The 25,308-nt window shown below is 63.3% G+C and carries 18 protein-coding genes and 1 pseudogene; 15 read left to right on the forward strand and 4 right to left on the reverse strand.

The window, feature by feature from the left end:
- Window positions 1–350: 350 nt before the first annotated feature.
- On the reverse strand, window positions 351–1,256 hold the full coding sequence (locus tag MU449_RS04515; RefSeq protein WP_280517630.1) for a LysR family transcriptional regulator: 906 nt from the start codon (window positions 1,254–1,256) through the stop codon (window positions 351–353).
- 122 nt (window positions 1,257–1,378) lie between these two features.
- Here MU449_RS04515 and uca point away from each other — a divergent pair, with 122 nt between their 5' ends.
- The 7 genes from uca to urtE are packed head-to-tail and all read left to right on the forward strand — an operon-like array spanning window position 1,379 to window position 12,622.
- Complete coding sequence (uca, locus tag MU449_RS04520) at window positions 1,379–4,966, forward strand: urea carboxylase (protein WP_244736809.1); 3,588 nt, start codon at window positions 1,379–1,381, stop codon at window positions 4,964–4,966.
- A gap of 8 nt (window positions 4,967–4,974) precedes the next feature.
- The gene (gene atzF, locus MU449_RS04525) at window positions 4,975–6,771 is read left to right on the forward strand and encodes an allophanate hydrolase (RefSeq protein WP_244736810.1); all 1,797 of its coding nucleotides are present in this window, start codon (window positions 4,975–4,977) and stop codon (window positions 6,769–6,771) included.
- Window positions 6,772–6,825: 54 nt separating this feature from the next.
- Window positions 6,826–8,115 (forward strand): urea ABC transporter substrate-binding protein, encoded by a 1,290-nt coding sequence (gene urtA / locus MU449_RS04530; RefSeq protein ID WP_244736811.1) that lies wholly within the window; start codon window positions 6,826–6,828, stop codon window positions 8,113–8,115.
- Window positions 8,116–8,165: 50 nt separating this feature from the next.
- Complete coding sequence (urtB, locus tag MU449_RS04535) at window positions 8,166–10,061, forward strand: urea ABC transporter permease subunit UrtB (protein ID WP_244736812.1); 1,896 nt, start codon at window positions 8,166–8,168, stop codon at window positions 10,059–10,061.
- A gap of 1 nt (window position 10,062) precedes the next feature.
- Window positions 10,063–11,187 carry an urea ABC transporter permease subunit UrtC gene (urtC, locus tag MU449_RS04540; protein ID WP_244736813.1) on the forward strand — a complete coding sequence of 375 codons (1,125 nt, stop codon included), beginning with the start codon at window positions 10,063–10,065 and terminating at the stop codon, window positions 11,185–11,187.
- On the forward strand, window positions 11,184–11,927 hold the full coding sequence (urtD, locus tag MU449_RS04545) for an urea ABC transporter ATP-binding protein UrtD (protein WP_244736814.1): 744 nt from the start codon (window positions 11,184–11,186) through the stop codon (window positions 11,925–11,927). Before urtC ends, urtD begins: the two co-directional genes overlap by 4 nt.
- Entirely contained in the window at window positions 11,924–12,622 is a 699-nt protein-coding gene (gene urtE, locus MU449_RS04550; RefSeq protein ID WP_244736815.1) for an urea ABC transporter ATP-binding subunit UrtE, read from the forward strand. Before urtD ends, urtE begins: the two co-directional genes overlap by 4 nt.
- Window positions 12,623–12,759: 137 nt before the next feature.
- Here the strand turns inward: urtE and MU449_RS04555 are convergent, their stop codons facing one another.
- Complete coding sequence (locus MU449_RS04555; RefSeq protein WP_244736816.1) at window positions 12,760–13,173, reverse strand: IclR family transcriptional regulator; 414 nt, start codon at window positions 13,171–13,173, stop codon at window positions 12,760–12,762.
- A 108-nt stretch (window positions 13,174–13,281) separates the two neighbouring features.
- Here MU449_RS04555 and MU449_RS04560 point away from each other — a divergent pair, with 108 nt between their 5' ends.
- The 8 genes and pseudogenes from MU449_RS04560 to MU449_RS04595 all read left to right on the forward strand — a co-directional run bounded on the left by MU449_RS04560 (window position 13,282) and on the right by MU449_RS04595 (window position 22,325).
- The gene (locus MU449_RS04560) at window positions 13,282–14,244 is read left to right on the forward strand and encodes a Bug family tripartite tricarboxylate transporter substrate binding protein (protein ID WP_244736817.1); all 963 of its coding nucleotides are present in this window, start codon (window positions 13,282–13,284) and stop codon (window positions 14,242–14,244) included.
- 1 nt (window position 14,245) lies between these two features.
- Window positions 14,246–14,749: a tripartite tricarboxylate transporter TctB family protein gene (locus MU449_RS04565; protein WP_244736818.1), complete on the forward strand. Its 504-nt coding sequence runs from the start codon at window positions 14,246–14,248 to the stop codon at window positions 14,747–14,749.
- Window positions 14,737–16,248, forward strand: coding sequence for a tripartite tricarboxylate transporter permease (locus tag MU449_RS04570; RefSeq protein ID WP_244736819.1), 1,512 nt, complete (start codon window positions 14,737–14,739; stop codon window positions 16,246–16,248). Before MU449_RS04565 ends, MU449_RS04570 begins: the two co-directional genes overlap by 13 nt.
- A complete protein-coding gene (locus tag MU449_RS04575; RefSeq protein WP_244736820.1) occupies window positions 16,245–17,723 on the forward strand; it encodes an aldehyde dehydrogenase in 1,479 nt (492 codons plus the stop codon). Before MU449_RS04570 ends, MU449_RS04575 begins: the two co-directional genes overlap by 4 nt.
- Before the next feature lie 4 nt (window positions 17,724–17,727).
- Window positions 17,728–18,846 carry a zinc-binding dehydrogenase gene (locus MU449_RS04580; protein WP_244736821.1) on the forward strand — a complete coding sequence of 373 codons (1,119 nt, stop codon included), beginning with the start codon at window positions 17,728–17,730 and terminating at the stop codon, window positions 18,844–18,846.
- Window positions 18,843–20,027: a CaiB/BaiF CoA transferase family protein gene (locus tag MU449_RS04585; protein WP_244735984.1), complete on the forward strand. Its 1,185-nt coding sequence runs from the start codon at window positions 18,843–18,845 to the stop codon at window positions 20,025–20,027. Before MU449_RS04580 ends, MU449_RS04585 begins: the two co-directional genes overlap by 4 nt.
- Window positions 20,024–20,812: a citryl-CoA lyase gene (locus MU449_RS04590; RefSeq protein WP_244735985.1), complete on the forward strand. Its 789-nt coding sequence runs from the start codon at window positions 20,024–20,026 to the stop codon at window positions 20,810–20,812. Before MU449_RS04585 ends, MU449_RS04590 begins: the two co-directional genes overlap by 4 nt.
- Before the next feature lie 369 nt (window positions 20,813–21,181).
- Window positions 21,182–22,325 (forward strand): annotated as a pseudogene (locus tag MU449_RS04595) (IS3 family transposase).
- Between the two features lie 242 nt (window positions 22,326–22,567).
- On the opposite strand, the gene MU449_RS04600 reads toward MU449_RS04595, so the two are convergent.
- Both MU449_RS04600 and MU449_RS04605 read right to left on the reverse strand, forming a co-directional pair.
- The gene (locus MU449_RS04600) at window positions 22,568–23,950 is read right to left on the reverse strand and encodes an amidase (protein WP_244736822.1); all 1,383 of its coding nucleotides are present in this window, start codon (window positions 23,948–23,950) and stop codon (window positions 22,568–22,570) included.
- A gap of 37 nt (window positions 23,951–23,987) precedes the next feature.
- Window positions 23,988–25,148, reverse strand: coding sequence for a M20 aminoacylase family protein (locus MU449_RS04605; RefSeq protein WP_244736823.1), 1,161 nt, complete (start codon window positions 25,146–25,148; stop codon window positions 23,988–23,990).
- Window positions 25,149–25,308: the final 160 nt, after the last annotated feature.

The raw sequence follows: 25,308 nt of genomic DNA on the forward strand, positions 1-25,308 counted from the left end.
TTACGATACGCATGAATTCTCCACTGTAAGATTGTATACTATATCTATTCCAATGTGAGCAGGCGATCCATCATAATCCGCGATCTGGCTGGCATTGCGAATATGTACAAGCCAGTCCTCCACGCGCATTTCAAAGGGTCAGCACTGTGACTTCGTTGCCGATCCAAAACCCGCTTGGCTTGATCGAGGCGCACCGCCAGATGCTGTCCGAAGAATGCCCCATCGCGGCGACATCTGGAGCTTTCGCCCAGGCTTGCTTAAAAAATCTGGCCGCCTAACGTGCTGCTTTTCTTCTGCGATTGTGCTGATTGCGGCCCCTCAAGCAAAGGGAGGTATCGTCAACGCCCATTTCAGGACAGTTCCTGAGAATAGGCCGTCAGGCTGTTCGTGATCTGCATGGCAAATCGGGCGGAGGATACAGGCAATGTTCGCCCTCGTTTCTGGCCAAGAAAGAGATTTCCGGCCGAAATATCCCGGTCGGACATCGGGCGGGAAACGAGACCGGCGTCTTCATACTTCAGACCTATGGGAATCTGAAAGCCGATCGCGCCTTCATGAAGCGCGTAATGGCGGATGAGATCGAAGCTGTCCGATTCGATGACTGGTGCAAGCGTCTGCCGCAATTTGCGCGCCCCCATTTCCAAGAGGTGGCGCACCCCGTATTGTTTCGATGGAAGGACGTAAGGCCGCTGCAGAACGTCGCGCATCCGGATTTCGGTCTTTGCGGCCAGCGGGTCGTCTTTGTGCAGGATCGCGTGAACCGGCTGCGGCAAGGCATGCAAAATTTCAAAGTCCACAAGATAAAGCGGTTCGAACACCAGGGCGAGATCGGCGGCGAAGTTGGCAATCTGTCCCTCGGCCTGCTCGCGATCTCCGACCTTCACGGCAAAAGTCACTCCCGGATGTTTTGCGCGGTAGAGCGCGATCTGTTCGGGCAGGAAATAAGGCGTCAGCGCCTGCGAACAGGCAATGGACACATGACCCCGCCGTTCGCCCGACAAATCCGCCACCTGTGATCGCAACCGTGCCAGATCGGAGCGGGAACTGCGGTAGTGGTGCAGCACCATCTCTCCGGCCGGATTGAGACGGACGCCTGAGGGCAGGCGTTCGAAGATGTCAAAGCCGAACTCCTCCTCGAACCGCCGGATTCGACGGTTCAGGGCCGATCCCGTCAGGTTCATATCGTCCGCCGCCCGACGGATTGATCCGGTTCGCGCCACCGCCTCAATAAGTTGAAAGTCGTAAAGATGCTTCATTACAATGGTCTACCACAGGGTGGTTCTTTAAATGAACCACATAGGTGAATTATTAGCATTTTTCACGCGCACCCCGCCGTGCCAAAAACCGCAAGGAATGACCCGAGCCGGAAAGCGCCTCCATGTTTCACACCGTTCTTGTCGCCAATCGTGGGGAAATCGCCTGCCGGATCCTGCGCACATTGAAGGTGATGGGCCTGCGGACGGTGGCCATTCATTCCGACGCGGATGCTGACGCACCGCATGTCACGATGGCCGATGTCGCCGTGCGGCTGCCGGGGGACAAGGCCGCCGACACCTATTTGCGTGGCGATCTGATCCTTGATGCGGCGCAGGCGCATGGCGCGCAGGCGATCATTCCCGGTTACGGATTCCTGTCGGAAAACGCGGATTTCGCCGAGGCATGTGCCACAGCGGGAATTGTCTTCGTTGGGCCTACGGCGGCACAGATCCGGCAATTCGGCCTGAAACACACCTCCCGCGAGTTGGCGGCGGCGGCAGGCGTGCCTTTGGTGCCGGGGACGGATCTTCTACCCGATCTTGCAACGGCTTTGGCCGAAGCGGGCCGGATCGGCTTTCCTGTCATGCTGAAGTCCACGGCGGGGGGCGGTGGCATTGGCATGGTCCGCTGCGCCGATGCGGCGGGGTTGGAGGCCGCGTTCGACACCGTGCGGCGTCAGGCATTGAACTTCTTCAAGGATGCAGGCGTATTTCTGGAAGCCTGCATTGACGATGCCCGCCATGTAGAGGTGCAGATTTTCGGCGACGGGCAGGGCACTGTGGTGGCCTTGGGCGAGCGTGACTGTTCGCTTCAACGTCGCAACCAGAAGGTGGTGGAGGAAACGCCCGCCCCCGATCTGCCCGCTGCCACGCGCACAGCCATGCTGGCCGCCGCCCGCGATCTGGGCGCCAGCGTCGGATACCAGTCGGCCGGCACGGTGGAATTCATCTATGATCGCGCACGGGACGCGTTTTACTTTCTTGAGGTCAATGCCCGCCTGCAGGTCGAACATCCCGTGACCGAAGCGGTTCTGGGCATCGATCTGGTCGACTGGATGATCCGCACCGCTGCAGGCACCCCGCCGGACCTGACGGCGGTGCCCGCGCCGAACGGGTCGGCGATCGAGGTCCGCATCTATGCCGAAGATCCCGTCCACGATTTCCAGCCCGCTGCGGGAGAGTTGACCGAGGTGCGCTTTCCCCACGACGTGCGCGTGGACGGCTGGGTGGACACAGGATCGCGGGTCACGCCCTATTATGATCCGATGATCGCCAAGCTGATCGTTCACGGCACCACGCGTGCGGATGCGATAGCCAAGATGCGTGCCGCGTTGGATGCCTCCCGCCTGTCGGGCATCGCGACGAACCTCGATTACCTGCGGACGGTGGTCGCGTCGGAGGTGTTCACCTCGGGCAAGGTCTCCACCCGGGCGCTGTCGGACCTGACCTATGCCCCGCGCGCGGTGGAGGTGGTGGTTCCCGGCACCTATACCACCGTGCAGGATTATCCGGGCCGGACGGGTCTTTGGCATATCGGCGTGCCTCCCTCGGGGCCGATGGACGATTTTGCCTTCCGTCTTGCCAACCGGATCGTTGGCAACGATGCGGCAGCGGCCGGATTGGAATGCACGCTGGCCGGTCCGACGCTGAGGTTCCACACCGACACCGTCGTCGCCCTGACGGGGGCAAGCGCCGAGGCGACGCTGGACGGCGTGCCGGTGGCCTTCTGGGCCCCCATCGCGGTGACGGCGGGCCAGGTTCTGACCGTGGGAAAAGCCCTGTCGGGCTGCCGCACCTATGTCGCCGTGGCGGGTGGGCTGGATGTGCCGGAATATCTGGGCAGCCGGTCCACCTTCGTTTTGGGACAGTTCGGGGGCCATGCGGGACGCGTGTTGCACAAGGGCGACGTAATCCCGCTGGGGACCCACGTTCCGCGCGCCGCCGCACCCACCCCGAAGGCGCTGATCCCGACCTATGGCACGGAATGGGAGGTGGGCGTCCTCTACGGTCCCCATGGCGCGCCGGATTTCTTCACGTCCGAGGCGATCGAAACGTTCTTTGCCACGGATTGGGAGGTCCATTATAACTCCAACCGTCTGGGCGTGCGCCTGATGGGTCCGAAACCCACATGGGCCCGCAGCGACGGGGGCGAAGCGGGGTTGCACCCGTCCAACATCCACGACACCGAATATGCCATCGGCGCAATCAACTTTACCGGTGATATGCCCGTGATCCTGACCCGCGATGGGCCGAGCCTAGGCGGCTTCGTCTGCCCCGCGACCATCGCCAAGGCCGAATTGTGGAAGATCGGGCAGGCCAAACCGGGCGACCGTATCCGCTTCATGCCCATGACCTTCGATGACGCCTTGGCGCTGGAACGCGCGCAGGACGCCGCGATCGATTCACTGACCCCGTTGGCCGATCTGCCCGCACCCTTGCCGCCTTCGCGGATGCCGGTAGGCACGGTATCAGCCACGGTTCTGGCCGAGTTGCCCGCCCAAGGCGACCGTCCCGCCGCCGCCTACCGGCAGGCAGGGGATCGGTATATCCTGCTGGAATACGGCCCGAACGAACTGGACCTTCGGTTCCGTTTCCGCATCCACGCGCTGATGAAGGCGTTGACGACGGACCCCATCGACGGGGTGCTGGAATTGTCGCCCGGCATCCGGTCGCTCCAGATCAACTATGACGGGCGGGTGATCCATCAGCGGGACCTGATTGCCCGTCTGCTGGCGGTGGAAGAAACGCTGACCGACACGTCGACGATGAAGGTGCCGACCCGCGTCATACATCTGCCGATGGCGTTCGAGGATTCCGCCACGCTGGATGCGCAGACCCGTTACCGCGAAACCGTGCGCGCCACCGCGCCGTGGATGCCCAACAACGTCGATTTCATCCAACGCATCAACGGTCTGTCGGCCCGCGATCAGGTGCGCGAGATCGTATTTTCCGCCAGCTATATGGTGATGGGCTTGGGCGATGTGTATCTTGGCGCGCCCTGCGCCGTGCCGATCGACCCGCGGCATCGGTTGCTGACATCGAAATACAATCCCGCCCGCACATTCACGGCGGAAGGGACGGTGGGTATCGGCGGCGTCTATATGTGCATCTATGGGATGGATAGCCCCGGCGGATATCAGTTGGTCGGCCGCACCCTCCCCATCTGGAACAAGTTCACGCGCAATCCCTGCTTTGCGGCGGGGGAGCCGTGGCTGCTGCGGTTCTTCGATCAGGTCCGGTATTACGAGGTGACGGAGGAGGAGCTGCAACGCCTGCGCGCCGATTTCCGCGAAGGCCGCGCGACTGTTCGGATCGAGGAGGAGGAGTTCGACCTTGGCGCCTATCACGCCTTCCTTGAGGCGGAGGCGGACAGCATCGCCGCGTTCAAGGCCGGTCAGAGCGCCGCCTTCCGCATGGAGGTGGCCCGCTGGCAGGAGGACGACGCCCTTGCCGCGCTGGAGGATGAACATCCGCCGGAGGACGAGGTCGCGGGCGATGCGATCCTGGCCGAACTGCACGGATCGATCTGGAAGGTGCTGGTGGACGAAGGGCAGATCGTGGCGGAAGGCCAGCCCATCATCATTCTTGAGGCGATGAAAACCGAAATCACCGTCACCGCCACGGTGGCCGGAACCGTGGCCCGCGTCCACGCCCGCCCCGGACGCACCGTTGCCACGGGTGACCGCCTCCTGGTGATCGAGGCGCATTGAGAAACATCATGACACACGCATTTCCCACCATCGCCGCCCTTCATGCCGCCTATGCCTCAGGTGTCGGAGCTTCCGAAATCGTGGCACAGACATTCGCCCGCATTGCCGAAGTGAATGACCCCGGCATATTCATCACCCTGATCCCCGAGGAGGACGTGAGAGCGGCGGCGGATGCGCTTGGCCCCTTCGATCCGGCCAAGCCGCTTTGGGGCGTGCCATTCGTGGTCAAGGACAATATCGACGTGGCGGGCCTGCCCACCACCGCCGCATGCCCCGCGTTCGAACATATCGCCACGGACACGGCATTCGCCGTGCAGAAGCTGCTGAATGCGGGGGCGATCCTGATTGGCAAGACGAACCTCGATCAGTTCGCGACGGGACTGGTGGGGGTGCGGACGCCCTATCCGGTGCCGAAGAACTCCATCGATCCCGGATATGTGCCCGGGGGATCGAGCGGCGGGTCGGGCGTGGCCGTGGGGCACGGCATCGTCACCTTCGCGCTTGGAACCGACACGGCGGGGTCGGGGCGGGTTCCGGCGGGGCTGAACAACATCGTGGGGCTGAAGCCGACATTGGGCACCGTATCGGCGCGCGGGATGCTTCCCGCCTGCCGGACGCTGGACACGATCTCTGTCTTTGCCGGGACCGTGGGGGATGCGGAAACGGTGTTCCGTGCCATGGCCGGATACGACGCCGACGATCCGTGGTCGCGTGCCATATCGGAGGCCCTGCGCCCTTCGGGCCTGCCGGACGGGCTGCGGGTGGGTGTGCCGGATGCGGGCAGCCGTCGGTTTGCGGATGATGCCTTGTCGGAAGCTGCGTTCGATGCCGCGCTGGGCGATCTGGACCATCCTGCAACCAGCATCGACATGACGCCGCTTTTCGATGTGGCGGCATTGCTTTATGCGGGGCCGTGGGTAGCCGAACGCTATCACGCCATTCGCGGCGTGATCGAAGAGAGGCCGGACGCTTTGCATCCCGCAACGCGCAAGGTCATCGGCGCTGCGACGGGGTATTCGGCGGCGGATGCCTTCGACGGCATTTACCGCCTGAAGGCGCTGACCCGCGAGGCAGAGCGGATTTGGGACAAGATCGACGTGCTGGTCGTCCCCACGTATCCTCGCCCGCGCACCCGCGCCGACCTGAATGCGGATCCGATCGGCCCGAACAGCGAGCTTGGCACCTATACCAATTTCGTGAATCTGCTGGACCTGTGCGCCATTGCCGTGCCGTCGCATTGGCGGGCGGATGGGTTCCCATCGGGCGTCACGCTGATTGCGCCGAAAGGGCGGGACGGGTTGATCTCCGCCCTCGGGGCGCGGCTTCATTCTGCGGCGGGCGTCGCCATTGGCGCAACCGACACGCCCGTGCCACCCGTGACCCGCACGCCAATGCTGGCGGAGGGGGAGATCGAGGTTGTCGTCGTTGGCGCGCACCTGTCGGGAATGCCGCTGAACCATGAACTGACGGGACGGGGAGGGCGGTTCCTGCGCGCGGTGACGACCACGCCCGATTACCGTCTGTTCGCGCTGGCGGGTGGGCCGCCCTTCCGCCCCGGACTGATGCGGGTGGCGACGGGGCAGGGCACCGCCATCCAGACCGAGGTCTGGGCCGTTCCCGCACAGCATTTCGGCAGCTTCGTGGCGGGTATTCCCGCGCCGCTTGGCATCGGCACCGCGCGGTTGGCTGACGGCACCGCACCCAAGGGTTTCATCACGGAGGCCGAGGGTCTGACCGGCGCCACCGACATCTCGCATTTCGGCGGGTGGCGGGCCTATATGGCCAGCCTGTCGCAGCCTGCATAAACCAAAGCCTGACGCGCGATCAACGCGCGTATCCCCCCAACACCGGAGATTACCATGACCCTTTCCTTCCGCCTGCCGCTTGCCGCCGCGTTGGCCGCCAGCATCGCTTTGCCCGCCTTTGCCCAACCGACCGGAGAGCCGATCAAGATCGGCGTTCTGCATTCGCTGTCGGGCACGATGGCCATTTCCGAAACCACGCTGAAGGATACCGTCCTCATGCTGATCGATCAGCAGAACGCGGCGGGCGGCGTTCTGGGCCGTCCGCTGGAGGCGGTGGTGGTCGACCCCGCTTCGGACTGGCCGCTGTTTGCCGAGAAGGCGCGCGAATTGCTGACCGTGTCCGATGTGGACGTGATTTTCGGCTGCTGGACCTCCGTCAGCCGCAAATCCGTCCTGCCGGTAATCGAGGAACTGAACGGGCTCATGTTCTATCCCGTCCAGTATGAGGGCGAGGAATCGTCGAAGAATGTCTTCTACACCGGGGCCGCGCCGAACCAGCAGGCCATTCCGGCGGTGGATTACATGATGGAGGAGCTGGGGGTCGAGAAATTCGCGCTTCTGGGCACCGACTACGTCTATCCCCGGACCACGAACAACATCCTGACCGCCTATCTGGGCGACAAGGGCATCGCGGAAAGCGACATCTTCGTCAACTATACCCCGTTCGGGCAATCGGACTGGTCGAAGATCGTCGCCGATGTCGTGGCGCTGGGTGCAGATGGCAAGCAGGTGGGTGTCGTCTCCACCATCAACGGTGACGCCAATATCGGGTTCTACAAGGAACTGGCGGCGGCAGGCGTGTCGGCGGACGATCTGCCGGTCATCGCGTTTTCGGTCGGCGAGGAGGAATTGTCGGGTCTGGATACCAGCGATCTGGTCGGGCATCTCGCGGCGTGGAACTACTTCGAATCCGCCGATACGCCGGAAAACGCGGCCTTCATCGAAGGCTGGCACGAATTCACAGGCGACGACAGCCGTGTGACCAATGACCCGATGGAGGCCACGATGATCGGCTTCAAGATGTGGGTGCAGGCGGTTGAAGAAGCGGGCAGCACCGATGTCGATCCCGTGCGCGAGGCGATGTATGGCCAGACCGTTCCGAACCTGACCGGCGGCACGGCTGAGATGCTGCCCAACCACCATCTGACCAAGCCCGTCCTGATCGGCGAAATTCGCGCCGATGGCCAATTCGACATCATCAGCCAGACCGACCCTGTGCCGGGCGATGCCTGGACCGATTTCCTGCCGGAATCGGCGGTGCTCGAGTCCGATTGGGCCGAGCTTGATTGTGGGATGTATAACACCCGGACCGAAACCTGCATCCAGCAGCAATCCAACTACTGATGCCCGAGGGGCGCCCTTTGAGGGCGCTCCTGACCTGCCAAGGGGCGACGATGCAGATACTCCTTTCCATCTTCTTCATGCTGACATTGGCCCTGCCGGTGGCCGCGCAGGATCTGGCGACCGTCCTGAACGCCAACCGCGACCAGATCGTCCAGCCGTCCCGCACCAGCATCGGGCCGGTCATCGATGCGATTGCAAACAGTGGCGATCCGGCCGTGCGCGATGTCCTTGCCGCGTGGGAAGGCCGCCGGCTGGCCGTGCGCCAAGCCGACGGGGCTTTCGTGATTGCGGATGGTGACAGGCTGACCGATCTCCGCGGTGCGGCACTGCCCGCCGCAGATGTGACCGTGCTGCGGCCGAACGCGGGGGTGCGGGGGCTGATCGCCTCGGCATTGGTGCAATTCCAGTTGACCGATCCGGATCCGGTGGCCCGGGGGGCCGCGCGCGATGCCATCGCGCGAAATGCCGCCCCCGAACATCTGCCGTTGGTCCGCGAGGCATTGGCGAACGGTTCCGATGCCGACTTGGCACGGTTGGAACGGCTTTTGACCCTGCGCTTCGACCCTGATCCGGCGGCCCGCGTGGTCGCGATCCAGGGATTTGGCGCCACATTGTCATTGGACGTGCGCGCGGCGCTGAACCCGCTTCTTGCCACCCGTCGCGTGGCCGCGTTTGACGAACCTGTCGGCAACATCGCCCGCATCCTGTCCGTCGCGGACCTGGGGCGGGAGGGGGCTTACGACCTGCTTGTGCAAGCGAACCTTGCCCCCGCCCGCCTGACGCCGAACGACGCGCATCGCGCGCTGGTCGCCAATATCGTGAACGGGCAGGTGGCGGGCGTTCCGGTCGCCGCGCTCGACACGGCCGAGGCGCGCGAGGGTGCCTACTCCGCGCTGGAAGCGGCAGGCACCGTTCCGACGGCCGCAACCGAGGCGGAGGTGGATTCGATACTAGACCGCGCGCATTTCGCGGATGTCTATGTCGAGCCGGACGCGGTGGTGACCGATGCCGCCCGCGCCGCCCTTCTGGGAATTCAGGCGAAGTTGGGCGCAATGCAGGCCGCAGACCTGGCGCTGGATGCGCTGTCGCTTGCGTCGATCTATTTTCTTGCCGCTATTGGGCTGGCGATCACCTTCGGCGTGATGCGCGTGATCAACATGGCGCATGGTGATTTCATCATGATGGGGGCCTATACCGGCTATGTCGTGCAGCAGATCGTGCCGGACCGAACCCTGTCGCTGGTCGTGGCACTGCCGCTGGCATTTCTTGTGACCTTTGCGGCGGGGGTGGTGCTGGAACGGCTGGTGATCCGCCATCTGTATCATCGCCCGCTGGAAACGCTTCTGGCAACTTTCGGCGTGTCGATCATGTTGCAGCAATTGGCCAAAAACATCTTCGGCACGCAGGCACGCCCTCTGACCGCGCCGGACTGGCTAAGCGGGTCATGGGCCCTGAACGACATCGTGGGAATAAGCTGGATCCGCGTGGCGATCTTCGTTCTGGCACTGCTGTTTCTTGGCCTTTACCTGTTCATCATGCGCCGCACCCGGCTGGGGCTGGAGGTGCGGGCCGTGCAGCAGAACCCGACGATGGCCGCCTCGATGGGCATTTCCCCGAATCGGATCAACATGCTGGCCTTCGGACTTGGATCGGGGATTGCGGGCATTGCCGGTGTGGCGATCGGGCTGTTCGCGCAGGTTACCTCCGAACTGGGGCAGCAGTATATCGTGCAAAGCTTCATGACCGTGGTCGTGGGGGGCGTCGGCAATATTTTCGGCACATTGGCCGGGGCCGCGCTGATCGGGTTCCTGCAAAAGGGGATCGAGTGGCTGAACCCCTCGAATACACTGGCGGCCCAAACCTACATGATCCTGTTCATCATCATTTTCATCCAGTTCCGGCCAAGGGGCATCATTGCCCTGAAGGGCCGCGCGGCGGGGGACTGACATGCGGCGTTCGACAGTGATTTTTCTGGCGCTTTTGCTGATCTTTACCGCCGTCGTGACGATAATGGCCGGGGCGGGGATGGTCTCCACCTCGTTCGTCAAGACGTTGGGGATGACGCTGTGCCTGTGTCTGGCGGCGGTGGCGATGGATGTGGTGTGGGGCTATGCCGGTATCCTCAGCCTGGGGCATATGGCGTTCTTCGCACTTGGGGGATACCTGATCGGCATGTGGCTGATGTATGCGCGGACCGAGGCGATCGTGGTGCAGGCCCTGTCGGGTGCCCCCTTGCCCGCCACGGCGGAGGAAATTCGACAGGGCATCGGCAATCAGATTTTCGGTGTGGTGGGATCCTCCGACATTCCGTGGGTGTGGACCTTCGCGGACAGCCTGCCACTGCAACTGATGCTTGTGGTGCTGGTGCCGGGGGGGCTGGCAGGAATATTCGGCTGGCTCGCCTTCCGCAGCCGCGTGACGGGGGTGTATCTTTCGATCCTGACGCAGGCGATGACGCTGGCGCTGGCACTTTATCTGTTCCAGAATGACAGCGGCCTGCGCGGCAATAACGGACTGTCGGGGTTGCAGAACCTGCCGGGGGTGTCCGCACCCCAGGCGGTGACCGCGGTGTGGCTGTTCTGGGCCTCGGCTTTCGCCTTGGCGTTGGGTTATGCCGGCACGGCGTGGATCGTGGGGGGCAAGTTCGGGTCGGTCATCCGCGCCATCCGCGACGACGAGGCGCGGGTCCGCTTCCTCGGCTATCCGGTCGAAGGGTTCAAGCTGGTGGTCTTCACCCTGACGGCGGTGATCGCGGCCGTTGCAGGCGCGCTGTATTATCCCCAAGCAGGCATCGTTAATCCGGCAGAGATGATGCCCATCGCCTCCATCTATCTGGCGGTGTGGGTGGCGATCGGCGGGCGCGGACGGCTGTATGGTGCCGTGATCGGGGCGGCGGTGGTCTCGCTCCTGTCCAGCTGGTTCACCGGTGGACGCGCCCCTTCGGTCGATCTGGGATTTTACCGCATCGACTGGGTCAACTGGTGGCAGGTTCTGCTGGGCCTGACCTTCGTCCTGGTCACCTTGTTCGCCCCACGTGGCATCGGCGGGCTGTTCGACCGGAGGAAGACATGAGCGCACTTCTGGAAGTGCGCGGCATCTCCGTCACCTTCGACGGGTTTCGCGCAATCAACGACTTATCTTTTGCCATCAACGCCGCCGAACTGCGCGCGATCATCGGGCCGAACGGGGCGGGCAAAACCACGTTCATGGACATCGTGACCGGCAAGACCCGCCCTGACAGTGGCGACGTCCTGTTCGGCGAGGTGCCGAAATCCCTTCTGCGCATGAACGAGGCGCAGATCGCCCGCGCGGGCATCGGACGCAAGTTCCAACGCCCCACTGTGTTCGAGGACCAAGACGTGCGCGCCAACCTGATGATGGCGCTGAAAAAGCCGCGCAACCCCTTCGCCGTCCTGCGATTCCGTCCGACAGCCGAGGATCATGCGAAGGTGGACGCGCTGGCGGACGAGGTCGGTCTGGCCGACCACCTGCCGCGCATTGCAGGCGAGCTTTCGCACGGGCAAAAGCAGTGGTTGGAGATCGGCATGCTTCTGGCGCAGGAACCGCGCCTTTTGCTGGTGGATGAACCGGCGGCGGGAATGACACTGGCCGAACGCGAAACCACGACGGCCCTCCTGCGCCGACTGGCGGCCACACGCGCGGTAGTGGTCGTGGAACACGACATGGATTTCGTGCGTCGCCTGGGATGCCGCGTGACCGTTCTGCATGAAGGGGCGGTTCTGGCCGAAGGCTCGCTTGATCACGTCACCTCGGACCCGCAGGTCATCGAGGTTTATCTGGGACGCGGATGATGCTGAAGACCGAAAACCTGACCCTTCACTACGGCCAGAGCCTGATCCTGCACGGTATCGACATGGAGGCGCGGGCGGGCGAGGTCACCTGCATCATGGGAAACAACGGGGTGGGCAAAACCTCGCTTCTGAAGGCCATCGCAGGGACCCATCCGCGATCGGGCGGCAAGGTTCGGCTGAACGGGGAGGATTTGCCCGTATTGCGCCCCGACGCCATGGCGCGGCGGGGGGTGGCCGTGGTGCCTCAAGGGCGGATGATCTTTCCCCTGCTGACGGTCACCGAAAATCTGGAGACGGCGTTCGCGACTCTGCCGAAAACCGATCGCCGCATTCCGGCAGAGGTCTATGACCTGTTTCCCGTCCTGCACGATATGGCCCGCAGGCGAGGCGGCGATCTCTCAGGCGGCCAGCAGCAGCAGCTGGCCATCGCCCGCGCGATGATCATGCGCCCCAAGCTGCTTTTACTGGATGAGCCGACGGAAGGCATCCAGCCGAACATCATCCAGCAGATCGGGCGGGTCATCCGCTATCTCAAGGATAAGGGCGATATCGCCATCGTGCTGGTGGAGCAGTATTTCGACTTCGCGTATGACTTGGCCGACCATGTCTATGTCATCAAGCGCGGCGTTGTGGAAGTCGAGGGCCCGCGCGATACGCTCGGGCGAGAACGGATGAAAGCGGCCGTCAGCGTCTGAAATCAAATCAGATATTTCTTATATTTGCGATATGGTCTCTGAAAGCAATGGCCGGAGCTGATTCAGGCGTCCCGAAGGAGGGAATTGATCAGGGACCTTTTCTGACCGATTTATGTGCCGAGAACGCACTTGTGGCCTTACTTTCCCAAGTCTCGCGATCCCTCATCCAGATGATGGCGCACGGGGTTCGGAGAGTTCTGCCGATAAAGGCATATGCGCTCCTCCTGCTTGCGCACATAGAACGAGGCCGTCTCGCCCGTCAGATCGACCAGCCGGTGCAGTTCGGGCCGGATCTTTTCGCCCAGATCGAAGCGCCGCCGGAACAACGCGCCCAAGCGCCAGACATTCGCGCCGAGCGCGTATCGCTGGTCGGAATCCCGTGTCACGAAACTGAACAGGATCAGGGAATTGAGCAGTCGGGGAAGGGAGCTTTTCGAGATCCCCGTCTCCGCCGCCAATTCAGTAAGGCTGAACGAACTGCGCTCTTCTGAGAAGGCATCGAGGATCGACAACGCCTTCTCGACCGCTTCGACACGCTGTTCTGAGGACATTGGGGCTGTTCCATTGAGTGAAACCAGGGTTCCGCACTGTGGACACGTCCTGCGGGATTGTCCACTGTTGCGGCAGACGGCGGGGAGGCCGTTACAAGGAGGATGATCATGAACACATCGCGCGCCCTGGGTGCATTTGCGGCACTCGTCCTGTCGGCGGGTTCGTCGACCGCCCAAGATTACCCTGACCGGACAATCAGCATGGTGGTTGCCTACAGTGCGGGCGGCGGCACTGACATCGCCGCTCGGACACTCGTTCCCTACATCGATAAATATCTGCCCGGCGACCAGACCATTGCGGTCATCAACAAGCCGGGTGCCGCAGGTGAACTGGGTTTCAGCGACATCGCCAAGGCGGCCCCGGACGGTTACACTATCGGCTTCATCAACACACCGACAATCCTTACCATTCCGATCCAGCGCGACACGTCTTTCGCATTTGAGCAGATCAAACCCATCGCCAACGTTGTATTTGATGCCGGGTCCCTTGTGGCGCTGCCTGATAATGATTTTGGTGATCTGGCAGGCCTGATCGCCGCGGCCAAAAAGGCTCCGGGCACCATTACCTATGGCACCACGGGCATCGGGTCAGATGATCACTTGTCAATACTGGCCCTTGAACGGGAGGCGGGCATCACGCTTCGGCATGTGCCGTTCAGTGGCTCGTCGGAAATCCGTGCGGCGGTCCTGGGCGGTCACATCGCGCTCGGCTCCATGAATATTGGCGAAGTGATCAACAGCGTGAACGAGGGGGAAATCGTGACTTTCGGCCAGATGGCGGCCCAGAGATGGGAAGGGGCGCCCGACGTGCCGACCTTCCGCGAACAGGGTATCGACATCGTATCGGGCGCCTATCGCGGTGTGGGTGCGCCCGCAGACCTCGATCCTGCCATTATCGATATTCTGTCCGAGGCCGTGGGCAGAGCTGTGGCCGATGAGGACTTCCGCGCCGCCGCTGCAAAACAGGCGTTGCCGCTTGATTACCAAGCTTCGGATGAATTCACGGCCACTTTGATCGAACTGCAAGGACTTTACCAAACGCTCTGGGACGAAAACCCTTGGGTCGATTGATATGTCATCGCGTGACGACTTCGCCGTGCCCTCCCGCTGGCTGATCGCGGCAGAATTTGGTGCCGCCATCTTATTGGCCGCGCTTTTCGCCACGCTGGCGTGGGTGGGCAGCGGGTATGGTGGGACCGCCGCCTTCATGCCTTTGGCGGTATCGACACTCGGCACCCTCGCTTCTCTGGCATGGGCCATAGGGTTGTTGCGCAAATACCCGCGCAATGAGGGGGGGACGACAATCTCGCTGGCGTCCTTGCGCAGGCTTGGCACCCTGGTGGTGCTTTTCGTGACGTTTGTGGCCGCTATCCCGCATTGCGGCTTTTTGACCGCGACTTTCGTCTTCGTTGGGGTCACGCCCATCCTGATGGGCCTGCGCCCGGCGTGGCACGCGGTGATCGCGGCGGCCTGCCTTTCAGGGCTGCTCTGGCTCGTATTCGCCGTCCTTCTCAAAAGCCCTCTGCCCGCGGATATCATTTTCGATCGCCAAGGAGTCTTCGCGTGGATATTCTGACACACCTGGCGGACGGCTTCGCCAATGTCCTGACGCCGACCGTTGTATTGGCGATGTTCGGCGGCACCATAATGGGGGTGCTGATTGGTGCCTTGCCGGGGTTGTCGGCAACGATGGGTATCGCAGTGCTCATCCCGTTCACCTTTGGAATGCAACCCTTGATTGCACTTGGTCTGGTGGCGGGTATCTACAACGGCGCGATGTACGGCGGATCGATCCCCGCGATCCTGCTACGTATTCCCGGAACGCCCGCAGGTATCGCCACGGTCTTTGACGGTTACCCGATGACCCGGCAGGGCCGCGCTCGGCTTGCCCTGCGGGTGTCACTTTATTCCTCTGCCTTCGGATCGTTCGTCAGCGCGCTCTGCCTGATCCTGCTGTCGCCTCCCCTTGCGGCATTGGCCCTGAAGTTCGGTCCGGCGCAGTTCTTCTGGCTCGCGATCTTCGGCATGCTCTGCATTACGTCGGTGTTGGGGGGATCACTTTCAAAGGGTATGATCGCGACCTGCGCAGGGCTGCTGATGGGGCTTGTCGGGATCGATCAGATCACCGGCGCCGAACGCTATACTTTTGGCGCCCCTTACATGCTGTCGGGGTTTTCCATCATTGTCGTGCTGACTGGTCTTTATGCCATCCCGCCCGCGCTTGAGCTGGTCGAAAAGGCACTTCGTGTTTCGGGCAACGATCTTGTGACCGGCAAGCAGGCTGACGACGCCTTTTTCATGCGTTCGTTGCTGCCGGTCTGGCTGCGGTCGTCAGTGATCGGCGTGATTGTCGGTATCATGCCCGGTGCAGGTGGCAACATCGCAGCGGTCATCTCTTGGAATGAGGCTCGCCGCCGCGCGAAAGAGGGTGACCGCTATGGCGATGGCGAACCCAAGGGCATAGCGGCGGCCGAATGCGCCAACAACGCCGATACGGCGGCGACGTTGATACCCGCGCTCACGCTGGGTGTGCCGGGGTCTGCCGTGGCGGCGGTGATAATGGGGGTGCTTTTGGTGCATGGCCTGCGGCCAGGGCCTGCTCTGTTTCGCGAAACCGCCGAAATCACATATGGATTCATGATCGCGATGGGTATCACGGCCCTGATGATGATCCCGGTCGGCCTGTTCGGATCTCGGCTCTTCATTAACGCTTTACGTCTTCCGCCGCTGTTGCTCGCTCCGGGCATCGTGGTGCTGACGTCGATCGGTGTCTACACTGTGGGCAACAGCATTCTTGATGTTTGGACCATGCTCATCGTCGGATTGGTCGGCTATGCAATGGAAAAGCTTCAAATCCCCACCGCGCCCGCCGTTCTGGCAGTCATTCTGGGTCCGATGGCGGAATCGGAATTGCGGCGAGCGCTGCTTATCAGCGGCGACGATCCCGCGATCTTCTTCACGGGTGTTGTGAATTGGGTCTTCATCTTGCTGATCGCGGTGATGCTGGCGCTTCCGTTCCTCAACCGAAGAGGCAAACGCCACAACATGATTGAAAATGAGAAGGTGGAAACATGATCAAATACTCCAACTATATCGATGGCGGCTGGGTCGAGCCAGCGTCGGGGCGTTGGATGGATGCGGTCGAGCCGTTCTCTGGGAAGACGTGGGCCGAGGTCCCACGCTCGGACGCGACCGACGCCGATCGGGCGGTGCGCGCGGCCCATGCCGCAATGGACAATCCCGACTGGGTGGGGCTGACCCCAACCGCGCGGGGCGCGCTGCTGCGCCGCTTTGCCGACTATATCCAAAGCAACTCCGACCGTCTGGTCGAGGTTGAACAGCGCGACAACGGCAAGCTGGTGGCCGAGGTCCGGGGCCAGGTCGCCAATATGGCGCAGTGGCTTAATTACTATTCCGGTCTGTGCGACAAGGTTGGCGGCCACGTGGTTCCGATCAACAAGCCGGGCGTCTTCAATTATGTGAAATACGAACCCATCGGCGTCGTCGTGGCGATCACCGCGTGGAACTCGCCCCTGTCGCTGACCGCATGGAAGCTTGCACCAGCGCTGGCGGCGGGGAATGCCATCGTCGTCAAGCCGTCCGAGTTCGCTTCGGCTTCGGTGCTGGAACTGGCGCGTCTTGCCGATGAAGCCGGGATGCCGAAGGGGGTGATCAACGTGGTGACGGGGATGGGCGACGAAGTGGGCGAGGCGCTCGTCTCTCACCCCCTGACCGCCAAGATCGCCTTCACCGGGGGTGAGGCAGGTGGGAGGCACGTCGCCATGGCGGCGGCTCGTTATTTCAAGCCGGTGACGCTGGAGCTTGGAGGGAAGTCGCCCAATATCATCTTCGATGATTGCGATTTGGACCAGGCCGTCAAGGGGGCCATCGCAGGCATCTTCGCCGCCGCAGGCCAGACCTGCATGGCCGGCAGCCGGGTGCTTGTCCAGAAAAGCGTTCTGGAACCATTTCTTGAAGCCTTCACCGCCGCGACCGAGGCAGCCCGGATTGGCGATCCGGCAGATCCGGACACCCAAATCGGGCCGATCTGCACCCGACCCCAATTCGACAAAATCCTTTCGATGATCGCCATGGCGCAGGAAGACGGCGCACGCCTGGTAACCGGGGGCGATATCGTGAGCGGGCCCGGTCTGGGTCAGGGACAGTTCATCCGCCCCACGATCCTGACCGATGTTACAAACGACATGCGCATCGCGCGACAGGAGGTCTTCGGCCCCGTGGCCAGTGTCATTGCCTTCGACACCGAGGAAGAGGCCTATGCTATCGCCAATGATACCGATTATGGTCTTGCCGCCGCCGTCTGGACCCGCGATCTGGCGCGCGCCATGCGGGCCGTCGACCGTATCCGCGCGGGCACCGTGTGGGTGAACAATTACCGCACCACCAGTTTCGCAACCCCGTTCGGCGGCTACAAGCAATCGGGCCTGGGGCGTGAGGGCGGGGTGGACGCCTTCAAGGATTATCTGGAGACAAAAAGCGTTTGGATCACCCCCGAACCCAACCGTGCCAACCCCTTCGTTCTGGGATAAGTCGATGAAAATTCCTGAATATTCCCGAGCGGCGGTGCTGCGCCGATACAGTGCCCCTTTGAAGATCGAGAACGTGCCCATTCCGCAAGTGATTGAACCGGGGGCCATCCTTGTGAAAACCGATTGCTGCACCATCTGCGGCACCGACGTTCATCTTTCTAACGGTGGCCTGGCGCGACCGGTCGAACTGCCGGTAATCGTCGGCCACGAAATGACCGGCTCGATCGTGGCGTTCGGGTCGGGGGCCGAACGCGACAGCGTCGGACAGGATCTGCGCATTGGCGACCGCATCGTCTGGACCCGGACCAATTGCGGCCACTGCTACATGTGCACCGTCGCGGCCAAACCAACTCTCTGCCAAAACGCCCGCGCCTACATGTATGAGACGATGGAACGCGCGCCCTACCTTCTTGGCGGCTTTTCGGACTATGTCTATGTTCTGCCGGAATCGGGGCGGGTGAAGGTGCCGGAAAGTGTGGCCAGCCCTCTAGCCAGCATGGCCAGTTGCGCCTTCCGGTCGGTCATTCATGCGGTCGAGGAACTTGGCGAGGTCCGGCATACTGATACCGTCGTGGTTCAGGGCACCGGTCCGCTTGGTTTGTTGGCGACGGGCGTGGCCCGGATGTCGGGCGCGCGCCGCGTGATTGCGATCGGCGCCCCGGATGGCCGCCTTGATCTGGCGCGGGATTTCGGGGCAGACGACGTGCTGTCGGTCGAAAGGACGTCGGCCGAGGAACGACGTGCCTTCGTGCTGGACGCCACCGGTGGACGAGGCGCCGACGTGGTGATGGAATTTGCAGGTAACCCCCACGCGTTCACGGAAGGTCTGCATCTGGCGCGTCGCGGCGGCAGCTATCTGCTGGTGGGTCAACTAGGTCAGGGCGAAGTGACGATCAAGCCGTCCACCTTCGTCAACCGCAACCTTCGGGTTTTGGGATCGCTTGCCGGCGGTGCCAAGGATTACTGGGCGGCGATGGAGTTCATCCGCCGCCACGGAACCGATTTGCCATTTGGGCGTCTGATCTCGAACAGCTATGGTCTTGACCAAGTCAATGATGCCCTGACTGCCATGAGGAACCAGACCGAGGTCAAACCCGTCATCACCTTCGGGAACATGGCATGACCTCGCAAAGCCGATCCGTCTCCCCCCTTTCGGGCATCCGGGTTCTGGACATGACGAACGTGCTGGCGGGCCCGTTCGCGTGCCAGCAGCTGGCGCATCTGGGGGCCGAGGTCATCAAGATCGAGATCCCGGGGCGCGGCGACCTTGCCCGTCAGTTGGGCGCATCGCGGGATCTGTCGGCCGATCTGATGGGCGTGTCCTTTCTGGCGCAGAATGCCGGGAAAGGGTCGGTGGAACTCGATCTGAAGACCGACGAGGGCAAGGCCGATTTTCTGGCCCTGGTCGCAACCTCCGATGTCGTGGTGGAGAATTTCCGCCCCGGCGTGATGGATCGGCTGGGACTGGGATGGGAGGTGCTGCGCGCCCGCAAGCCCGATCTCGTCTATTGCGCCATTTCGGGCTTCGGTCAGACGGGTCCATGGGCGAACCGCCCGGCCTATGACCAGATCATCCAGGGGGCCGCCGGGGTCATGGCCGTCACCGGCACGCCCGAGGTGACCCCGCTGCGCGTCGGCTTTCCCGTGGCGGACACGATCGGCGGGCTGACCGCCGCCATGTCGATCTGCGCTGCCCTGGCCGATCGTGGCGAGGCGCGGTTCATCGACGTGTCCATGCTGGAGGCGACGGTGGCGACGATGGGCTGGGCCGTGTCGAACTGGCTGGTGGCGGGGGTGCCGCCGGCGGTGATCGGCAACGAGAACATGACGGCGGCCCCCTCCGGCGCGTTTCAGACGCGCGACGGGCTTTTGAACATCGCCGCCAACGAACATCGCCAGTGGGAGGCGCTGTGCCGCCATATCGGCTGCGACCATCTGCTGACCCATCCCGATTACCGCCAGCGCGAGGATCGCAAGGCCAACCGCGATGCCCTGCGGGGGGAGATCGAGGCGGCGCTGGCCCGCAAATCCGCCCGCGAGTGGGAGGCGGAGCTGAACCCGATCGGCGTGCCGAGCGGCGCGGTCCTGAAGGTCGAGGAGGTTCTGGCCTCCGAACACCTGTCCCAACGCGGGCTCGTCCACGACTTCGGGCCCATGGAGGGGGTCGCGGGGCAACGGCTGTCGCTGGTCGCCTCGCCCGTGACCATCAACGGCCAGCGGCCATGCGTCGCCGCCCCGCCGCCGCGGCTGGGTCAGGACACCGAACGATACCTGCGCGGGCGGGACAAGGAGAAAACACGATGACCGACCCCTCCGTAGAGGACTGGTGGACGACCTCGATCATCCGGATGGAGCCGGGCGTGATCGAGTTCCGCGACCGCCCCATCGAGGATCTGATCGGCACGGTCAGCTTTCCGCAGATGATCTGGCTGATGCTGCGGGGCGATCTGCCGACCCCCGGTCAGGCCAGACTGCTCGAGGCGGCGCTGGTCGCCTCGGTCGATCACGGGCCGCAGGCCCCGTCGATCGCCATTGCGCGCATGGCCGTCACCTGCGGGGTGGGGCTGAACAACGCGATGGCCTCGGCGGTGAACGTGCTGGGGGATGTCCATGGCGGCGCGGGGGAACAATTGGTGGAGCTGTTCGGCCGGATCGACCGGGCGGGCGGACCCGCGGCAGTGCCGGAGGCGCTGAAGGCCCATCGCGCCGAACACGGCAAGTTCGTTCCGGGGTTCGGGCACCGGTTCCACAAGGACGGCGACCCGCGCGCGCCGCGCCTTCTGGGCCTGGTCGACGATCTTGCGGCCCAGGGAGAGATTTCCGGCCGGTTCGCCGCCATCGCCCGGGCCATCGAGGCCGAGCTTGCGCGAGGAAAACCCCGGGGCGTGCCGATGAACATCGACGGCGCCACGGCGGTGATCTTCGCCGAACTGGGATTTGCCGCCCCGCTTGCGCGCGGCATCTTCTGCCTGTCCCGCTCGGTCGGCATTCTGGCCCATGCCTGGGAACAGAGCCAGCAGGGTGGCCGCAACAAGGGGCCGATGCCGCCAAACTATCTTTGGACCTATGGCGGGGCGCCGGGCGCGTGACGGCCCGCTACAGCCGACCCACGATCCTGTCCGCCACACGCAGGGCATTCGCGATGATGGTCAGCGTCGGGTTCACCGCACCGATCGACGGGAAAAAGCTGGCTGCAGATTGGCACGCAGAACTGATCGGGTTAAGGGCATGGTTCCATTGCAAACTAAGTCATGTGAATCATCCTCCGACGTGGTGAGCGAAGGGGGCAACGAAGTGATCCACATCTGCTCACCATTTTACACAGAGTGACCTACTCCCTGGAAATCAGACAGTGACGGAAGCTACGATCTGACGTTTGCTGGTCTTCATGACGAGGAGATCAGGGATGCGGAAACGCAGGAAACCATGACGCGGGCTTCAAGGCTTGGGTTGCGCTCATGGCCGTGAAGGGCGAGCGCACGGTGTCGAAGCTGGCCGCCGAATACGGCGTGCATCCGACGATGATCCATCAGTGGAAGAAATCGCTGCTCGACGGGGCTGCGGATATCTTCGAGCGCGGCGGCAAGAAGCCTGCGACGGAGGTGGATGAAGAGACGGTCCGGTCATTGCATGCCAAGATCGGGGAGCTGGCTGTCGCCAACGATCCTCCGCAAGGCCTACGCGGCCCCACTGGGGCCACGGTCCTTCCTCCGATGTCACGAAAGCTCAAGCCGTGGACCGTAAAGTGAGGCGTGGGATGGTCGAACGGAACCATCCTGCGCTGTCGATCGGGGACGCAGTGCCGCCTGCTGTCGATCTCGCGCTCGTCGTTCTACCACGAGCCTGCGGGCGAGACGGATCAGAACCTCAGCCTGATGCGGCTAATCGACCGACAGTTCCTCGACACGCCGTTCTATGGGGTTCGCCAGATGACCTGGCACCTGCAGAACGAGGGGCATCGCGTGAACCAGAAGCGCATCCGGCGGCTGATGCGTGGCAGAGCGCCTGATGCCGATCTATCAGAAGCCCAACACCAGCAAGCCGAGGAAGGGACACAAGACCTATCCCTATTCGCTGGGCGGACTGCGGGTCCATCGCCCCGGCCAGGTCTGGTGCGCCGATATCACCTGGCTGCCGATGCGGAGCGGCTTTTTGTATCTGGTTGCCATCATGGACTGGTTCACGCGCAAGGTGCTGGCGTGGCGAATATCGAATACGTTGGAGGCTGACCTTTGCGTCGAAGCGCTGAACGAGGCCATCCACCGCTTCGGCGCGCCCACGATCATGAACACCGATCAGGGCAACCAGTTCACGTCCTTCGCTTGGGCAGATCGGCTGAAGCGCGTCGGCACCCGCATCTCGATGGACGGCAAGGGGCGGTGCATCGACAATGCCGTCATCGAGCGCCTGTGGCGATCGCTGTAGTATGAATGCGTCTCCCTGCATGCTTGGGACACAGGGTCTCAGGCAAAGGCTGCCACCGGAGCTTGGGTCCCCTTCTATAACCATCGCCGGTCACACACTGCCCATGGCGGGCTGCCCCCCGCCGTGGTCTACTTCAACAGAACCGAAACCGACCGGCAGGCAGAGGCAATCGCTTAAATATCCCCAAAAACTGTCAAAAGATCGGGGAGTAGTTCACAACATGGGTATCGGCGGCATAACACCTGCACAAAAAACTGAGAATGGCTGCGTGAGTTTTAGGGCCAAACCCCGGTAAAACCGGGAGGAGTACCAGCCAACCGTTCTGCGCGCGATGCGTAGGCATAAGACCGTCGACAATCCGGCACCGCGCAAACGCGCGAATGGGCGATCGGGTTGGGGCGCGGATGTCGAACGGCGATCTAAAATATTCCCGTGGGTGCGGTAAGGCGCGCCTCATATCCCAGCCCGAAGCCCAGAAGTTCGCGATCCCCGCGTGGACGACCGATCAGTTGCAGCCCGACCGGCATTCCGTCCACGAACCCTGCCGGAACATTCAGGACCGGACAGCCGGACAAGGTGGCGGGGGCGACCACCTCCATCCATCGATGATAACTGTCCATCCGGCGCCCGGCGATGGATTTCGGCCAGTCATGCCCGATGGCGAACGGATGCACCTGCGCCGACGGCAGGGCCAGAATGTCGAACCGGTCGAACAGGGACAGGATGCGCGCATACCATTTCGCCCGCGTCATGCTCGCCTGGAGTATATCGTTCGCCGTAAGGGCGAGGAACCCCTCGACTTCCCACCGGGCTTCCGGTTTCAAGAGCGCCCTTTTTGCCAAATCGGCGTGAAGCGGGGACAGGCGGGCGGAGAGATTGAAGTGCCGCAGCGTCACGAACGCCTGCCACAATTCTTCGAAATCCGTGTCCGGGGTGACAGCCTCCATCCGACTTGTGGCCAGGGCATTCTCGCATGTTGCCAAGATCCCATCCTCGAACGGAAGATGCCCGCCCAGATCACCCAGCCATCCGACACGGCACTGCGCGAAATCCCTTGGGGTGATCGACAGATCCTGATCGGGCAGGCTGAGGGGGGCGCGAGGGTCATAGCCCGCCTGAACCGTCAGCAGCAGATGCAGGTCGCGGATGTTTCGCGCCATGGGACCGTCCGTCGCCAATTGCCCGAAGAACGGATCCGCCGACGGGACGGCCGGGACCAATCCTTGGGAAGGGCGATAGCCGAAGATGTTGTTCCAGCCGGCGGGATTTCGCAACGACCCGCCAAAATCGCTGCCGTCGGCCATGGGCACCAGACCAAGCGCCACCGCCACGGCTGCGCCCCCGCTGGACCCGCCCGCGCTGCGCGTAGAGTCGAACGCGTTCCCGGTCGCGCCGAACACCGTGTTATAGGTGTGCGATCCCAGCCCGAATTCCGGCGTGTTCGTCTTGCCGATGATGATGGCCCCCGCCTTCCGGATGCGCGCTACATGCAGGGCGTCGGACGTCGGAATATCCTCGGCGAACAACGGCGAGCCCATCGTGGTGCGAAGGCCCTTGGTCTGGCTCAGGTCCTTGATCGCGAAGGGCAGGCCGTGAAGAGGGCCCGCGGAAGGGGCGGCATCCGCCTGCCGCGCCTCCTCCACCACCTCCGCCAAGGGGCGCAACGATACGATGGCGTTATGCACGGGGTTCAGGCGGGCGATGCGGTCGTAGACCGCTTCGACCAGCCGGGCGGAGGTCAGGCTCCCCTCGCGCAACCGTTGCAGGAGGATATGGGCGGGCAGGGTGGGCAGATCGGACATGGTGTTCCCGGATGGTGATGGCAGGAGGGTGGGGGCCTTAGCCCGCCGCGCCCCGCGTTTCGACCAGACGCGCCAGAAGGCTCGCGCCAAGGGGCAGGGCCGCATCGTCGAACACGAAGCCGGGATTGTGCAGCGGCACCGTCCCGCCATGCCCCAAGGTGCAGTAGGCCCCCGGCACGATGCGCAGCATGTCGGCCATGTCCTCCGACCCCATTTGCAGCCCATCCTTCAGACCGGCCTTGTCCATGCCCACCACGTCCCGCGCGGCGGTGACCAGATCGTCGGCACGGGCGGGGTCGTTCATCAGCACGTCGAACACGTTGCGGATCGAGACGTCGATCTCCACCTCATGCGCGATGGCAAAGCCCTGACAGATCGCGCGGATGCGGCGGGCGATCAGCTCCTCGTCCGCGGTGTCGAAATAACGCACGGTCCCCGACAGCCGCGCCGTTTCCGGAATGACGTTATAGGCCGCGCCCGCGTGGAACTGGGTGATCGACACGACGGCGGGTTTCGTGGGGTCCATGTTTCGCGCGACGATGCCCTGGATTTCCTTGACGATCCCCGCGCCGATGACGACCGGATCGCGGCTGACCTGCGGCATGGCCCCGTGGCTGCCGACGCCCTTGATGTCGATGTCGAAGAAATCCGCCCCCGCCATCGCCGCCCCCGGCTTCACCCCGATCACCCCATGATCGTGATAGGGGGAGTTGTGAAGCCCATAAAGCTCGTCACAGGGAAAGCGGTCGAACAGCCCGTCCGCGATCATCGCGCGCGCGCCGCCCAAGCCTTCCTCGGCCGGTTGGAAGATGAACACCGCCGTGCCCGCGAAATCCCGCGTTTCGGCCAGATAGCGGGCGGCCCCCAGCAGCATCGTCGTATGCGCGTCGTGGCCGCAGGCGTGCATGACGCCGGGCGTGCGGGAGGCGTAGGGCAGGTTCGTCATCTCGTCGATCGGCAGCGCGTCCATGTCGGCCCGCAAACCGATCCGGCGTCCGGGACGAGCGCCGTGCAGCACCCCCACCACACCCGTCTTGCCGATGCCCCGCGTCACCTCGATCCCCCATCCGGTCAGCAGATCGGCCACGAGGGCCGAGGTCCGCACCTCCTCGAACCCCAGTTCGGGATGGGCGTGGATGTCGCGGCGAATTGCGGTCAGGTCGTCGGCAAACGCGTCGATATGGTCGAGGGGGGGCATGGCGTATCCTATGCTGTGATGATGTCACGGGACACCATTCGACATGGTCCGTGCAACCCTCTCGTGGTCTCCATGCCGCCCCCATCGGCCGATGCCCAAATTGCGGGCGCGGGCGCGTCTTGATTGGGCACTGGGCAGTCCCGAGCGGGGCGGGGGCGAT

This window comes from Falsirhodobacter halotolerans (assembly GCF_022899245.1).
Lineage (GTDB): Bacteria > Pseudomonadota > Alphaproteobacteria > Rhodobacterales > Rhodobacteraceae > Falsirhodobacter > Falsirhodobacter halotolerans.